This is a genomic window from Gluconacetobacter tumulicola (assembly GCF_014174215.1).
GTDB classification, from domain to species: Bacteria; Pseudomonadota; Alphaproteobacteria; order Acetobacterales; family Acetobacteraceae; genus Gluconacetobacter; species Gluconacetobacter tumulicola.
On the sequence record NZ_JABEQL010000001.1, the window covers coordinates 125524 to 140584 of the forward strand.

Here is a 15061-nt window from a genome sequence, read left to right on the forward strand (position 1 = left end):
TACCAACACGAATCATGACGGGAAAACAGTCCCTTCATGGGAATATGCATGTCGGGATGGTCCGCATGGCCCGCGGCGGGCCTGCCGACATCTCTCCCTTCGCGGACAGCAATCCTGTCCATCTGACTCCAACGCCCCCTTTTGGGGCAATCCCGCCGCGTCCGGCCGCCTGGTCCCATGAGATCGGAGCCGGGAATCATCCTTCCCGCTCGACGATCATCGGACCCATGCGACCCTAAAACCCAGACCGGCTGTCAGGTTCCCGTGCCGCCCGACGCCCCGGCGGCGTCGCGATCCAGCAACAGGATTTCGCCGGTCGAAATCCGTTTCAGCCCATCGGCACAGCGCAGCAGGAGCATCCCCTGCTCGTCCAGGCCGACGAACGAACCTTCTACCTGCCCGCTTTCGCCGCGCACCACAAGTCTGGTGCCCGGCGGGTGGGCGCGTTCCAGCCATGCCGCACGCAGCGAAGCAAAGCCCTCCGCGCGCCACACCGCCTGCCAGCGGTCCAGTTCGGCGCATATCGCACGGGCCACGATCTCGGGGTCCGGGGCCGTTCCATAGGCGGCGACGCAGGCCAGACTCCGTCCGGCAATCGCGGGCACGGCCCGCAGATTGGCCCCGAACCCGATGACCAGCCAGCGTCCCGTGGCATCGCTCCCACGCTCGATCAGGATGCCGGCGGTCTTACATCCCGCCAGCAGCAGGTCATTGGGCCATTTCAGCCGCAACTGCGCCGGATCGTGAATCCACGGCAGGATCGCCCCGTGAAAGGCCAGACTGGCCACAAACGGCCACAGCCCCACCGCACCATCCGCCTCGGCAGGACGCAGCAGGACCGAGAATGCCAGATTGCCGCCCGGGTCCTGCCAGTCGCGGCCCCGGCTCCCCCGGCCACTGGTCTGGCGACGGGCCATGACCGCCAGCCCCGCCTCCGCCCCCTCGCCAGCCCGCGCGATACAGTGATCGGAGGTCGAGCCCAGCTCGTCATGGATCTCGAGGCGCCAGGCGGTCGTACCCGGCGCCAACTCCACCGTCACCTGAACAGGGCCTGCGCCGCTGCCTGGGCCGCGGTCGAAACCGGACCCAGCACGATCAGGAACCCGGCCGTCGCAACCCCCATCCCGACCGAGACGAAGGACAGCGACAGCGGCCGCCGGTCGAGAGGCGCCGCCGCCTCATCGAAGAACATCACCTTGATGATACGCACATAATAATAGGCACCGATCACGCTGCTGACGACACCAACCGCCGCCAGCCCGAACAGATGGGCATTGATCGCGGCATAGAACACCATCAGCTTGCCGAAGAACCCGGCCAGCGGCGGCGCCCCCGCCATGCTGAACATGAAGATCGCCATCGCGGTGGCCAGCCCCGGATCGGTACGGCCCAGCCCGGCCAGGTCGGCGATCCCGGTCACCGCGCGCCCCTTGCGGCGCATGGCGATGATCACGGCAAAGGCCCCGACATTCATCAGCAGATAGGTGGTCAGATAAACCAGCGTGCCGCGCATGCCCTCTTCGGTCCCGGCCGACAGGCCCATCAGCGCATAGCCCATATGGCCGATCGAGGAATAAGCCATCAGCCGCTTGATATCGGTCTGCGGAATGGCCGCCAGCGACCCGAACAGCATCGAGACGATCGCAATGGCCTCGACCAGGATCTGCCATTGCGGCGCGACATGGCCGAACGGCCCCGCCATCACCCGCAGCAGCAGCGCAAAGGCCGCGATCTTCGGCGCGCCGGCCATGAAGGCGGTCACCGGCGTCGGCGCACCCTGATACACATCAGGCGTCCACATATGGAATGGCACCGCCGACAGCTTGAAGGTCAGCCCCGCCAGCATGAACACAATGCCGATCATCAGCCCCATCGGCACGGCGGAGGTAGCACTGAGCGCCGTCTGGATGGCCCCATATTCCATGGTGCCGGCAAAGCCATAGACCAGCGCCGAACCATAGAGCAGCAGGCCCGAGGCCAGCGACCCGAGCACGAAATATTTCAGCCCCGCCTCGGCCCCCCGCACATCGTCCCGCGCGAAGGCGCAGAGGATGTAGATGGCCAGTGACGACAGTTCCAGCCCGATGAACAGCGTCATCAGATTACCCGACGACGCCATCATCATGGTACCCAGCGTCGAGAACAGCAGCAGGACCGGGAATTCGAACCGCTCCACCTTCAGGTCCCGCGCGTAGCCCACGGTCAGCATCGTCGCCAGCGCCCCGCCTGCCAGGCTGAGCAGCTTCATGAAGCGGGCAAAGCTGTCATTGATGAAGATATGGTTGTAGCCGGTCCCGTCCGGCGACATCACGACCAGGAACGCGGTCAGGACGAAGGCGCCGATCGTCAGCATGGAGCAGGCGAGGAACGGCTGCCCCTTCTTCTGCACCACCCCGAAGACGAGGATCGCGAGGCCGCACAGTGCCAGGACGATTTCCGGCAGAGCAAGTGTCCAGTTCATCGGTTCAAACCCGTTCCCGGAGATCAACGGAAGACCAGCAGGGTGGAGACGAGCACCACCAGGCCGATCAGCATCGTGAAGGCATAGATCGCGATCGAACCGGTCTGGGTCCGCACCGCCTGGGCGGCGGTACCCGCCGTCATCCGGGCCAGACCGTGGGGAATCCCCTCGATCACCTCTTCGTCCACGCCTTTCCACAGCAGGTTGGCAAGCGCCCGATACGGCCGGACGAACAGATGGTCATACAGCTCGTCGAAATACCATTTGTTCAGCAGGAACAGGTAGATCGGCCGCAGGCTGGTCGCCAGCGACACCGGAATGGCAGGGCTGGCCACGTAGCACAGATAAGCGACCAGAATACCCAGCACACCGGCAAAGGTCGGCACCAGCGCGATCAGTTCCGGCGTCTGTTCCAGCGTCGCGATGATGGTATTGCCCGGCGCATTCACGATCGCCCCGTTCCAGAAGGCTTCCTGGCCCGCGCCGACATAGTACGGCGCCAGCAGCAGGCCGGCCAGCACGGCACCCACCCCGAGCAGGACCAGCGGCAGCGTCATCCAGGCCGGGCTTTCATGCGCGCCCTCATGCAGGTGCGCATCGCGCGGCGCGCCGTGGAAGACCAGGAAGATCAGGCGCCAGCTATACAGCGCGGTAATGAAGGCCGTGACGCAGCCCAGCGTCCAGCCATAGAAGCCGAGGCTGCTATGGGCCATCCATGTGGCTTCCAGGATCGCGTCCTTGGACCAATAGCCGGCGAAGGGGAAGATGCCGGCCAGGGCCAGGCTGCCTACCCACATCGCGCCATAGGTCAGCGGGATCTTCTTCCACAGCCCGCCCATGCGGAACATGTTCTGCTCATCATGCACGGCATGGATCACCGAGCCCGCGCCCAGGAACAGCAGCGCCTTGAAGAAGGCATGCGTCGTCAGATGGAACATCGACGCCTGATAGGCCCCGGCCCCGACGGCCATGAACATGTAGCCAAGCTGCGAACAGGTCGAATAGGCGATCGTGCGCTTGATATCCGGCTGCACCAGCCCGACTGTGGCCGCAAAGAAGCAGGTCGTCGCCCCGATGAAGAGGATGAAGGCCTTGGTGTCGGGTGCGAATTCCACCAGCGGCGACATCCGCGCCATCAGGAACACGCCTGCGGTCACCATGGTCGCGGCATGGATCAGCGCGGAAACCGGCGTCGGGCCTTCCATCGCATCCGGCAGCCAGGTGTGCAGGAAAAGCTGCGCCGACTTGCCCATCGCACCGATGAACAGCAGCAGGCATATCGTCTCGTAGATCCGGTGCGTGCCGAACAGCCTATAGGTATCGTCGCCATGCGCCGGCACCAGCGCAAAGATATTGTCGTAGGTGACCGAGCCGAACTCGACGAACAGCAGCGCGATACCGACCATGAAGAACAGATCGGCCACGCGATTGACCACGAAGGCCTTGATCGCGGCGGCACAGGCGCTCGGGCGGTCGTACCAGTAGCCGATCAGCAGATAGCTCGCGAGGCCCACACCTTCCCAGCCGAAGAAGAGCTGGATCAGGTCGTTCGACGTCACCAGCATCAGCATGGCGAAGGTGAAGAGCGACAGATACGAGAAGAACCGATAGGTCGGGGTCGTCTCATGCCCCATGTAACCGATGCTGTAGATATGCACGAGGGCCGAAACCGCGGTCACCATGGCGACCATCGACAGCGACAACGTATCCAGCCGCAGCGTCCAGGCGGCGTGGAAGCTGCCGGCGCGGATCCAGTCCGCCAGTTGCACCACGACCGGCATGCCGCCGGCGTGCATCGCGGTGAGCAGCGCCCCGCTGCCGCACAGGGCCGCGATCACCATGACGGACGTGGTCAGCGCCTTGGCCGGCCCGTCGCCTATCATCCGCCCGAACAGTCCCGCCACCATGCAGGCGAACAGGGGTCCGAGGACCGCGATCTCGAAAAGGGTAGATGCCGTTTGCATGGCCCGCTCAGCCCTTCATCATGGTGATGTCTTCGACCTCGATCGAACCGCGATTGCGGAAATAGACCGTCACGATCGCCAGCCCGATGGCGGATTCAGCCGCCGCGATGGTCAGGACGAACAGGGTGAAGACCTGCCCGGACAGATCGCCGAGCGCGGAAGAAAACGCGACGAAATTCAAATTCGCCGACAGCAGGATCAGTTCGATCGACATCAGGATGATGATGACGTTCTTGCGGTTCAGGAAAATGCCGAACACACCCAGAACCAGCAGGATGGCACTGACCGTCAGATAGGGCCCGATGCCGATGCTTCCCAATCCGCCGGTCATTGCGCCAGCCCTCCATGATTCTCGGCACCGAGCCCGCCCTGCCCGGTCTCATCGACCGACTTGCCCTGGGGCACGGGCTCTTCCGTCACCCCGTACGACCCCGGAACCGACGCGATGTAGTAGGAATGTTCCGGCCGGCGGAAACCGCCATTGGCCGCCACGCCCTGCCCCAGGGGCACGGTCATCATGGTCAGCGTATCCGCCGCCGTGCGTTCGTGCTGGCGATCGATGTTCTGTCGGCGCCCCATCGGCCGTTCGCGCAGCGTCAGCACGATGGCACCGATCATCGCAACCAGCAGCACCAGGCCGCACGCCTCGAACAGGAAGACGTAATGCGTATACAGCACGTCACCCAGCGCCGCGGTATTGGTCCGCCCCGGCGCCGCCACCACATGCGGCACGGACCCGATATCCTGCGCCACCTGCCAGTGGCTGAAGGCCAGCGCCAGTTCGGCCAGCAGCACCAGCCCCACCGCCGCCCCGAAGGGTGCGTAACGCTGCAATCCTTCCCGCATCTGCGCGAAGCGGACATCGAGCATCATCACGACGAACAGGAACAGCACCGCAACGGCGCCGACATAGACGATGACCAGGATCATCGCGAGGAATTCGGCCCCAGCGACCAGAAACAGACCCGCAGCATTGAAAAAGGCCAGGATCAGAAACAGCACGGAGTGAACGGGATTACGCGCGCTGACCACCATTCCGGCCGACAGGACCAGTACCGTCGCGAACACGTAGAAGACGATTTGGGTCATCATCGGTGACCTTCCTGCCGCATGGCTCTTTTCTCCCGCTGCCGCACTGTCCCGGCCTCTCCCTCAACGATAGGGCGCATCGAGTTCCAGCCGTCGTGCCAGGACACTCTCCCAGCGGTCGCCGTTGGCGAGCAGCTTGTCCTTGTTGTACATGAGTTCCTCGCGCGTCTCGGTCGCGAACTCATAGTTCGGCCCCTCGACGATCGCATCGACCGGGCAGGCTTCCTCGCACAGGCCGCAATAGATGCATTTCGTCATGTCGATGTCGTAGCGCGTGGTGCGCCGCGACCCGTCATCGCGCGGTTCGGATTCGATCGTGATCGCCTCGGCCGGGCAGGTCGCCTCGCACAGCTTGCAGGCAATGCAGCGTTCCTCGCCGTTCGGATAGCGGCGCAGCGCATGTTCGCCACGGAAACGCGGCGAGAGCGGCCCCTTTTCGTATGGATAGTTGATCGTCACCTTGGGTTTGAAGAAGGCCCGCAGCGTCGCTCCCATGCCGGCCACCAGTTCGGCCAGCAGGAAGGAACGGACCGTTCGGTCAAGAGTGCCCATCAGCTCGCTCCTCCCTGGGGCAACAGCCCGGTGGCCAGCAGAAAGCCCGCCGTCAGCACCATCCACACCAGCGAAAGCGGGAGGAACACTTTCCATCCCAGCCGCATCAGCTGGTCGTAGCGGTAGCGCGGGAATGTCGCGCGCACCCAGATGAAGACGAACAGGCAGAACAGGATTTTCGCGATCAGCCACAGCGGCCCCGGTATCCAGGTAAAGGGCGCGATCCCGATCGGCGGCAGCCAGCCACCGAGGAACAGGATGCTGACCATCCCCGACATCAGGAACATGTTGGCATATTCGCCAAGGAAGAAGAGGCCGAAGGCCAGCGCCGAATATTCGACGAAGAAGCCGGCCACCAGTTCACTCTCGCCCTCGGGCAGGTCGAACGGCGCGCGGTTGGTTTCCGCCAGCGCCGAGATGAAGAAGATGATGAACATCGGGAACATCGGCAGGCAGAACCAGACATGGCGCTGCGCCAGCACGATATCGTTCAGGTTCAGGCTGCCCACCGCCAGCAGCACCGACACGATCACCAGGCCGATCGACACCTCATACGACACCATCTGCGCCGCCGCACGGAGGCCGCCGAGGAAGGCATATTTCGAATTCGACGCCCAACCCGCGATCAGCACACCGTAGACACCCAGCGAGGAGATGGCGAGCAGGTAGAGAACCCCGACATTGATATTGGCCACCGCCCAGCCGTCATTGGTGGGGATGACCGCCCAGGCGGTCATGGCCAGCGAAAAGGTCAGGAACGGCGCGAACAGGAACAGGAACCGGTTGGCCCCGGACGGGATCACGGTTTCCTTGGTGATCATCTTGATCGCGTCGGCGAAGGCCTGCAGCACGCCGAACGGGCCGTTGACGTTCGGCCCCTTGCGCAGTTGCATCGCCGCCATGACCTTGCGTTCGGCCAGCGTCAGATAGGCCACGCCCAGCAGAAGCGGCACCAGAACGGCCAGCGCCTCGAGAACCGTCAGGATCACCTGGCCGATCAGTGTGTGCAGAAAGAAATGCGCCACGTCGCCTTACTCCGCCGCCACGGTCCGGGGATGGACATAGATCCGCGAACACTCACCCATCGTCGGGCTGGCCCGGCAGATCGGATCCGTCTGATAATAATCGTCGAAGACCGGGCGGAACGGCGCCGACGACACCGCGCCGGCGCCCATCGGCCCCGGCAGCGCCGACGCGTCCACCGCATCCAGCCCGCCAATCACCCGGAAGACCGGATTGACCGTGGCCAGCCGCTCCCGCAGCATCTCCACCGTGTCATAGGGCAGCGTATGGCCTACAACCTCGGAGAAGGCGCGCAGGATGCGCCAGTCCTCGCGCGCGTCGCCGGGCGGCATGACCGCCCGGAACGACCGCTGGACCCGCCCCTCGGTATTCACATAGGTGCCGGACTTCTCGGCATAGGTCGCGCCGGGCAGGATCACATCCGCCCGCACCGCCGCCGCATCGCCATGATGGCCCTGATAGATGACGAATGTTTGCGGCCCGATCTGCGCGGTATGGAACTCGTCCGCCCCCAGCAGCCACAGCACATCGACGCCGCCGCTCATCATTCCGGCGGCGCTGCGCCCGCCCTTGCCCGGCACCAGCCCCAGATCCAGCCCGGCGACGCGGCTCGCCGCGCGATGCAGCACGTTGAAGCCGTTCCACCCAGCCCCGACCACGCCCGTCTCGGCCGCCAGCGCCCAGGTCGAAGCCAGGATCGCCCGCGCATCCGGCCGCGTCAGCGCGCCATGCCCGACGATGATCATCGGCGTCTTCGCCGCCTTCAGCACCTCGGCGAAAGGATGCGTGCCATCCCGCAGGGCTGCCAGCACCTCCGGCCCCTCACCCAGCAATTCCGCCTTGTAGGTCGGGTCCGCCGTCGGCGCGCCGATCAGCCCGATCGGGAACTCACCCCGGCCCGCCGCAAGGAAACGCTTGCGGATACGCGCATTCAGCACCGGCGCTTCCTGGCGCGGGATCGACCCCACGATCAGCAGCGCGTCGGCATCCTCGATCCCGGCAATGGTGGTGCCGAACGTGTAATAGGCCCGGTGCGACAGATCGTAATCCGCGCCATCCTGGCGACAGTCGATATTGGGCGAACCCAGCGCCGTCATCAGGTCCTTCAGCGCAAGCAGGCTCTCGGCATCGCACAGATCACCGGCAATCGCCCCGATCCGGTCGCCCGCCACGCCCTCCAGCCGCTTGCCGATGGCCACGAACGCGTCCTGCCACGACACGGCCTGCAACTTGCCATGGACCCGCACCCAGGGCCGGTCCAGCCGGCGATGTTTCAGCCCATCGACCGAGAACCGCCCCTTGTCGGCCAGCCACTCCTCGTTCACGGCGTCATTGACGCGCGGCACGGCCCGCAGCACGGCGGTGCCGCGCACATGCAGGCTGATATTGGCGCCCACCGCGTCGCTGACATCGATGGAGTCCGTCCGCTTCAGCTCCCACGGCCGGGCGGTGAAGGCATAAGGCTTGGAGGTCAGGGCCCCCACCGGGCAGATGTCGATCAGATTGCCCGACAGTTCGGAGGTCAGCGCCTTCTCGACGTAATTGGTGACTTCCATGTTTTCGCCGCGCGAGACCGCGCCCAGTTCGGGCACGCCCGCGATCTCGGTCGCGAAACGGATGCAGCGCGTGCACTGGATGCAGCGCGTCATCACGGTCTTGACCAGCGGGCCGAGATATTTGTCCGTCACCGCGCGCTTGGCTTCCTGATAGCGCGAGTGATCGGCGCCATAGCCGAACGCCTGATCCTGCAGGTCGCATTCGCCACCCTGGTCGCAGATCGGGCAATCCAGCGGATGGTTGATCAGCAGGAATTCCATCACCGCCCGCCGCGCCTTGCGCACGATCTCGGTGTCGGTCAGGATTTCCATCCCTTCCGCCACCGGAAAGCCGCAGGACGCCACCGGCTTGGGTGCCCGCACCACCTGCACCAGGCACATGCGGCAATTGCCGGCGACCGACAGACGCTCATGGAAACAGAAGCGCGGGATTTCCTTGCCGGCCGCCTCGCACGCCTGCAGCGCGCTGGACCCGTTGGGAACGTCGACCACGATCCCGTCGACGGTTACTTTCACCATCGCCCTTACTCCGCCGCCACAGGAATACCGAGCGGCACCTGCGTAATCCGCCCACCGCCATGGGCCGCCTTGTAGGCCATAATCCGCTCTTCCATCACCGGGCGGAAATGCCGGATCAGCCCCTGGATCGGCCACGCGGCGGCATCACCCAGCGCGCAGATCGTGTGGCCCTCGACCTGGCGCGTCACCTGTTCGAGCATGTCGATTTCCTCGATCTCCGCCCGCCCCTCGACCATCCGGTTCATCACCCGCATCATCCAGCCGGTACCCTCGCGGCACGGTGTGCACTGGCCGCAGCTCTCATGCTTGAAGAATTGCGAGAACCGGGCGATCGCCTTGATGATGTCGGTCGATTTGTCCATCACGATCATGCAGGCAGTGCCCAGGCCCGAGCGCTCGGCGCGCAGGCTGTCATAATCCATCAGCACCGTTTCGCAGACCGACGCCGGCAGTAGCGGCACCGAACACCCGCCGGGGATCACCGCCAGCAGATTGTCCCAGCCGCCGCGCACCCCGCCGCCATGCTTCTCGATGATGTCCTTCAGCGGCACGCCCAGCTCTTCCTCGAACACGCAGGGCGTATTCACATGGCCCGAAATGGCCATCAGCTTGGTGCCCGCATTGTTCGGCCGCCCCAGCGCCGAGAACCACGAGGCCCCGCGCCGCAGGATGGTGGACGACACCGCGATGCTCTCGACATTGTTGACCGTCGTCGGGCAGCCATACAGGCCCATCGCCGCCGGAAAGGGCGGCTTCATGCGCGGCTGCCCCTTCTTGCCCTCAAGGCTTTCCAGCAGCGCGGTTTCCTCGCCGCAGATATAGGCGCCGGCACCCCGATGAATGTAGAAATCGAAATCCCAGCCCGACCCGGCGGCATTCCTGCCGATCAGCCCGGCCGCATAGGCCTCGTCGATCGCAATCTGCAGATGACGCGCCTCATTGAAAAACTCGCCGCGGATATAAATATAAGCCGCATGCGCGCCCATCGCGAACGACGCAATCAGCGCGCTCTCGATCAGCTTGTGCGGCTCGTGCCGCAGGATTTCGCGGTCCTTGCAGGTCCCCGGTTCGGACTCGTCGCCATTGATGACCAGGTAATGCGGGCGTCCGTCCGAATTTTTCGGCATGAACGACCATTTGACACCGGTCGGAAAGCCCGCCCCACCCCGGCCACGCAGGCCGGAGCCCTTCATCTCGTTGACGATGGCGTCCCGGCCACGCGCCAGGATCTCGGCGGTGCCATCCCAGTCGCCGCGCTGGCGCGCCCCGGCCAGGCGCCAGTCATTCTGACCATACAGGTTGGTGAAGATCCGGTCTTTATCCTGAAGCATTGCCGTCTCTCCCGCTCAGCCCTGTTTCGCCGGACTATCCGTCAGCGTCTTGCGCCCACCTTCCGGTGCCGAGCTCACCCGGTCGATCGTCGGTCCCGGCGTCGGGCGTTCGCCACGACGCAGCGCCTCGATCAGCTCGATCGTGCGCGGCCCGTCCAGATCCTCGTAGAAATCATCATCAACCTGCAGGATCGGCGCATTGGCGCAGGCACCCAGGCACTCCACCTCGGTCAGGGTAAACAGCCCGTCGGCGCTCGACTGGCCGAAACCGGCAATCCCGGTCGCCTTCTTGCAGGCCGCGACCACATCGTCCGAGCCACGCAGCCAGCACGAAGTCGTGGTGCAGACCTGAAGATGATACCGCCCGATCGGCCTGGTATTGAACATCAGGTAGAAGGTCGCCACCTCATAGACACGGATCGGCGCAACCTCCAGCCGGCGCGCGATCTCGTCCATCGCCACGCGCGGCACCCAGGCGCTGCCCGTCTGCCGGCCCATCTGCTTCTGCACGACATACAGGAGCGGGAGCGTGCCGCTGGCCTTACGCTCGGGCGGATATTTGGCCAGGATCGCCGCGATCTGCTCTTCGCTCTCGGCATCGAAGGCAAAGGTGGCGGGCTGTTCGATCTGATCGATGGGGGAATGAGCGGACATCTCTGTCACCTGTCTATCTCGCCGAACACCAGGTCCAGCGACCCGATGATCGCGACCGCGTCGGCCAGCATGTGGCGGCGCGACATCTCGTCGATCGCCTGCAGATGGGCAAAGCCCGTGGGCCGGATCTTGCACCGGTAGGGCCGGTTGCTGCCGTCCGCGACCAGATAGACCCCGAACTCGCCCTTGGGGCTTTCGACCGAAGTATAGGTCGCGCCCGGCGGCACGTGGTACCCTTCGGTGAACAGCTTGAAATGATGGATCAAAGCTTCCATCGACCGCTTCATCTCCCGGCGCGGCGGCGGGGTGATCTTGTGGTCCTGAATCTTGACCGGCCCCGGCTTGATCTGCGCCAGGCACTGCTCGACGATCTTCACGCTCTCGCGCATCTCGGCCACACGGACCAGATAGCGATCGTAGCAGTCGCCCTGGCGCGTGACGGGGATGTTGAACGTCACCTTGTCGTAATTGTCATACGGCTGCGCGCGGCGCAGATCCCACGGCACGCCCGAAGCGCGCAGACAGGGGCCGCTGAACCCCCAGGCCAGCGCCTGCTCGGTGGTGAACACGCCGATCCCGACCGTCCGCTGCTTCCAGATCCGGTTGTTGGTCAGCAGCGTTTCCAGATCGTCGATCCAGCGCGGGAACTGCCGCGCCCATTCCGCGATCCGCTCTTCCAGCCCCGCCGGCAGGTCGCGCGCGACCCCACCCGGGCGGAAATAATTGGCATGGAAGCGCGCGCCTGACGCCGCCTCGTAGAACTCGATCAGCTTTTCGCGCTCTTCATACCCCCACAGCGCCGGGGTCAGCGCGCCGCAATCGAGCCCGAACGAGGTCAGGTTCAGGATATGGTTCAGGATGCGCGTCATTTCGGCGAACATCACGCGAATCCATTTCGCGCGGTCGGGGATCTCGATCCCCAGCAGCTTCTCCGTCGCCAGCGCGAAAGCCTGTTCCTCGCACATCGGCGAGACGTAATCGAGCCGATCGAAATAAGGCAGCGCCTTGGGATAGGTCTTGTATTCGATCAGCTTCTCGGTGCCGCGATGCAGCAGCCCGATATGCGGAATGGCGCGGGCGACGACTTCGCCTTCCATCTCCAGCACCAGGCGCAGCACACCATGGGCCGACGGGTGCTGCGGGCCGAAATTCAGGGCGTGGGAATCGATCTCCACGGTCCGGATTTCCGCCTTGGCCGCCGCGTCAGCCGACAGCAGCTCTTCCGGAATATCCTCGTGAAGGACAATGTCGCTCATCGTCCGCTCTCCCTCACCTTGCGCGCCCTCGCCATATGTCTGGATGGTCCCGTCATCGCGGCAACTTCAGCCCCTGGCGGGATTCATGCGCCTTCTCGTCGCCCGGCAGGGTCAGGATGCCCTCCCACGGCGATTCGAAATCGAAATTGCGGAAATCCTGCGTCAGCTTCACCGGCTCGTAGACCACCTGACGACGATCCTCGTCGTACCGCATCTCGACATAGCCGGTCAGCGGGAAGTCCTTGCGCAGCGGATGCCCCTCGAACCCGTAATCGGTCAGGATACGGCGCAGATCCGGCTGGCCCGAGAACAGGACCCCGAACAGATCGTAGCACTCGCGCTCCCACCACGTGGCACAGGGCCACAGATGATGCACCGACGGCACCGGATTGGTCTCATCCGTGGTCACGATGACGCGGACCCGGTGGTTACGCGTCACCGACAGCAGATTGTAGACAACCTCGAATCGCTCCGCCCGCGCCGGATAATCGACACCGCACAGATCCATCATCTGTTCGCAGGCATAACGCGGATCGTCGCGCAGCAACCCCATCAGCGCCAGCAACCGGTCGCGGCTGGTCCGCACGACCAGTTCGCCATCCTCGATCGCGGCGGAATGGATACCCGGCACGCTCGTCGACAGCGCGAAGGCCAAGGACCCCAGCGCGCCACGCGACTGGGCCTGCTGGGTCGTCAGTTCGGTGCCCGGTTCAGCCACGGAGAATCGTCCCTGTCCTGCGGATTTTCTTCTGCAATTGCAGGATGCCGTAGATCAGCGCCTCGGCCGTCGGCGGGCAGCCGGGAACGTACACGTCCACCGGCACGATCCGGTCGCATCCGCGCACCACGGAATAGGAATAATGGTAATAGCCGCCGCCATTGGCGCAGGACCCCATCGAGATCACCCAGCGCGGCTCGGCCATCTGGTCGTAGACGCGGCGCAGGGCCGGCGCCATCTTGTTGGTCAGGGTTCCGGCCACGATCATCACGTCCGACTGGCGCGGCGACCCGCGCGGAATGATGCCCATCCGGTCCAGATCATAGCGCGGCATGTAGGCGTGGATCATTTCCACCGCGCAGCAGGCCAACCCGAAGGACATCGGCCACAAGCTGCCGGTGCGGCCCCAATTGACCAGCTTGTCGAGGTTGGCGACGACGAACCCCTTCTCGGTGATCTCGCCGGTAATCCCCTTGATGACGGCATCCTGCTCCGGCCCGGGGGGCAGCATGTCCCGGTTCCAGGCGATCGCGCCCTGCCCGTCACCTGTCGCATCAGCGATACTCATGCCTCGTCTCCTCCCCTCACGCGATCCCAGCGCCGCTCAATCCCAGTCCAGGGCACCCTTGCACCATTCATAGATGAACCCCACCGTCAGAATGCCCAGGAACCCCATCATCGACAGGAAGCCGAACAGGCCGATCCGCGACAGGCTGACCGCCCAGGGGAAAAGAAAGGCGACTTCAAGGTCGAAGATGATGAACAGGATCGCCACCAGATAGAACCGGACATCGAAACGATGCCGCGCATCGTCGAATGCCTCGAACCCGCATTCATAGGCCGAGACCTTCTCGGCATAGGGCTTCTGATGACCGAAGAGCAGGGAGCTTCCCAGCATCGCGCCGGCGATCACCACCGCCAGAACACCGAAAACCAGAACTGGAAAATAATCCGCAAGAACGGAATTCATGGCGCGTCTCCCTGACTGATGGCCCGCTTGCCGCGGGCGTCATGACGAACAGGGCGTCGTCATGGTCAGGAGGTTAGACCCATCGTCCGGACGCGACCAGACCGCGACGCGCCATCGGGGGATGAACATTCCCGTGATGATGAATACGCTATACGGATATGCGCGTTAGGGACGACCTGTCTTTTCCCGGACCAAAATATTGGAAGCCGGGCCAGATCCGATTATTGGGAAGATGCACCTTTAACAGGTGCCATACGGTCGATCATTATTAAACATGAAACGACCATGGCGCGAGTGACGGGGCTCGAACCCGCGACCTCCGGCGTGACAGGCCGGCGCTCTAACCAACTGAGCTACACCCGCGAAGGCGTGAGGCGGTGTTTAACCATGCAGCCGGGACGCGTCAACCAGACGATTGTCATTTTGTCCGGTATGCCGACGAAGCAGGACAATCATCCGGCACCGGGCCGGCATCATGGTGGGCGATGACGGGATCGAACCGCCGACCCTCTCGGTGTAAACGAGACGCTCTACCGCTGAGCTAATCGCCCCAAGACAGGGCTGGCCCGCCAGGGCCAGCCGGGGAACAGGCGGACAGGCCGCCTGCTCCGGTCACATCAGCGCGTGATCAGCTCACGGCTTCCTTCAGGTTCTTGCCCGGCTTGAAGCGAACCGAGGTCGAAGCCGGAATGTCGATTTCCTCGCCGGTGCGGGGATTGCGGCCCTTGGCTGCCTTGCGGGTCGCCGTCACGAAGGTCCCGAAGCCCACCAGACGGACTTCCTGCTTCTTCGACAGGGCCTTCTCGATCGCACTGAACACGGCGTCGACCACTTCGCCAGCCTTCGCCTTGGGCAGATCGGCATCATCGGCCACAGCGGCGACGAGTTCCTGCTTGTTAAGTGGCTTCTCCATTTTACGCCTTTCTTTCTCTGTGCACGCGCCGGAACCGAGCTCCCGCCAACGCCGC

General features: G+C 64.3%; 15 protein-coding genes and 2 tRNA genes. All 17 read right to left on the reverse strand.

Translation table 11 applies throughout. From position 1 onward, the window contains the following. Positions 1-254: 254 nt before the first annotated feature. Positions 255-1040, reverse strand: coding sequence for a biotin--[acetyl-CoA-carboxylase] ligase (locus tag HLH29_RS00570; protein ID WP_338030142.1), 786 nt, complete (start codon positions 1038-1040; stop codon positions 255-257). After that, complete coding sequence (gene nuoN / locus HLH29_RS00575) at positions 1037-2461, reverse strand: NADH-quinone oxidoreductase subunit NuoN (protein ID WP_182964065.1); 1425 nt, start codon at positions 2459-2461, stop codon at positions 1037-1039. Before nuoN ends, HLH29_RS00570 begins: the two co-directional genes overlap by 4 nt. Before the next feature lie 23 nt (positions 2462-2484). Beyond that, positions 2485-4425, reverse strand: a complete 1941-nt coding sequence (nuoL, locus tag HLH29_RS00580) for an NADH-quinone oxidoreductase subunit L (protein WP_182964066.1) — start codon at positions 4423-4425, stop codon at positions 2485-2487. Between the two features lie 7 nt (positions 4426-4432). Beyond that, the gene (gene nuoK, locus HLH29_RS00585; RefSeq protein ID WP_012227311.1) at positions 4433-4756 is read right to left on the reverse strand and encodes an NADH-quinone oxidoreductase subunit NuoK; all 324 of its coding nucleotides are present in this window, start codon (positions 4754-4756) and stop codon (positions 4433-4435) included. Further along, positions 4753-5517: an NADH-quinone oxidoreductase subunit J gene (locus tag HLH29_RS00590; RefSeq protein ID WP_182964067.1), complete on the reverse strand. Its 765-nt coding sequence runs from the start codon at positions 5515-5517 to the stop codon at positions 4753-4755. Before HLH29_RS00590 ends, nuoK begins: the two co-directional genes overlap by 4 nt. 60 nt (positions 5518-5577) lie before the next feature. Beyond that, on the reverse strand, positions 5578-6066 hold the full coding sequence (gene nuoI / locus HLH29_RS00595; protein WP_182949729.1) for an NADH-quinone oxidoreductase subunit NuoI: 489 nt from the start codon (positions 6064-6066) through the stop codon (positions 5578-5580). Then, positions 6066-7091: an NADH-quinone oxidoreductase subunit NuoH gene (gene nuoH / locus HLH29_RS00600; protein ID WP_182964068.1), complete on the reverse strand. Its 1026-nt coding sequence runs from the start codon at positions 7089-7091 to the stop codon at positions 6066-6068. The genes nuoI and nuoH overlap by 1 nt, the downstream gene beginning before the upstream one ends. A 6-nt stretch (positions 7092-7097) precedes the next feature. Then, positions 7098-9164 (reverse strand): NADH-quinone oxidoreductase subunit NuoG, encoded by a 2067-nt coding sequence (gene nuoG / locus HLH29_RS00605; protein WP_182964069.1) that lies wholly within the window; start codon positions 9162-9164, stop codon positions 7098-7100. A 5-nt stretch (positions 9165-9169) separates the two neighbouring features. Continuing rightward, positions 9170-10495, reverse strand: coding sequence for an NADH-quinone oxidoreductase subunit NuoF (gene nuoF, locus HLH29_RS00610; RefSeq protein WP_182964070.1), 1326 nt, complete (start codon positions 10493-10495; stop codon positions 9170-9172). Positions 10496-10510: 15 nt separating this feature from the next. Beyond that, positions 10511-11149, reverse strand: a complete 639-nt coding sequence (locus tag HLH29_RS00615) for a complex I 24 kDa subunit family protein (protein ID WP_182964071.1) — start codon at positions 11147-11149, stop codon at positions 10511-10513. Between the two features lie 5 nt (positions 11150-11154). After that, entirely contained in the window at positions 11155-12405 is a 1251-nt protein-coding gene (locus HLH29_RS00620) for an NADH-quinone oxidoreductase subunit D (protein WP_182964072.1), read from the reverse strand. 52 nt (positions 12406-12457) lie between these two features. Continuing rightward, positions 12458-13069, reverse strand: a complete 612-nt coding sequence (locus HLH29_RS00625) for an NADH-quinone oxidoreductase subunit C (protein WP_408871930.1) — start codon at positions 13067-13069, stop codon at positions 12458-12460. Positions 13070-13115: 46 nt separating this feature from the next. After that, complete coding sequence (locus tag HLH29_RS00630) at positions 13116-13691, reverse strand: NuoB/complex I 20 kDa subunit family protein (RefSeq protein ID WP_182964074.1); 576 nt, start codon at positions 13689-13691, stop codon at positions 13116-13118. Between the two features lie 36 nt (positions 13692-13727). Beyond that, a complete protein-coding gene (locus tag HLH29_RS00635; RefSeq protein WP_182964075.1) occupies positions 13728-14093 on the reverse strand; it encodes an NADH-quinone oxidoreductase subunit A in 366 nt (121 codons plus the stop codon). 286 nt (positions 14094-14379) lie between these two features. After that, a tRNA-Asp gene (locus HLH29_RS00640) sits at positions 14380-14456 on the reverse strand. 113 nt (positions 14457-14569) lie between these two features. After that, positions 14570-14644 (reverse strand) — tRNA-Val (locus HLH29_RS00645). A 77-nt stretch (positions 14645-14721) separates the two neighbouring features. Continuing rightward, positions 14722-15006, reverse strand: coding sequence for an HU family DNA-binding protein (locus HLH29_RS00650; RefSeq protein WP_012227333.1), 285 nt, complete (start codon positions 15004-15006; stop codon positions 14722-14724). Positions 15007-15061 lie beyond the last annotated feature (55 nt).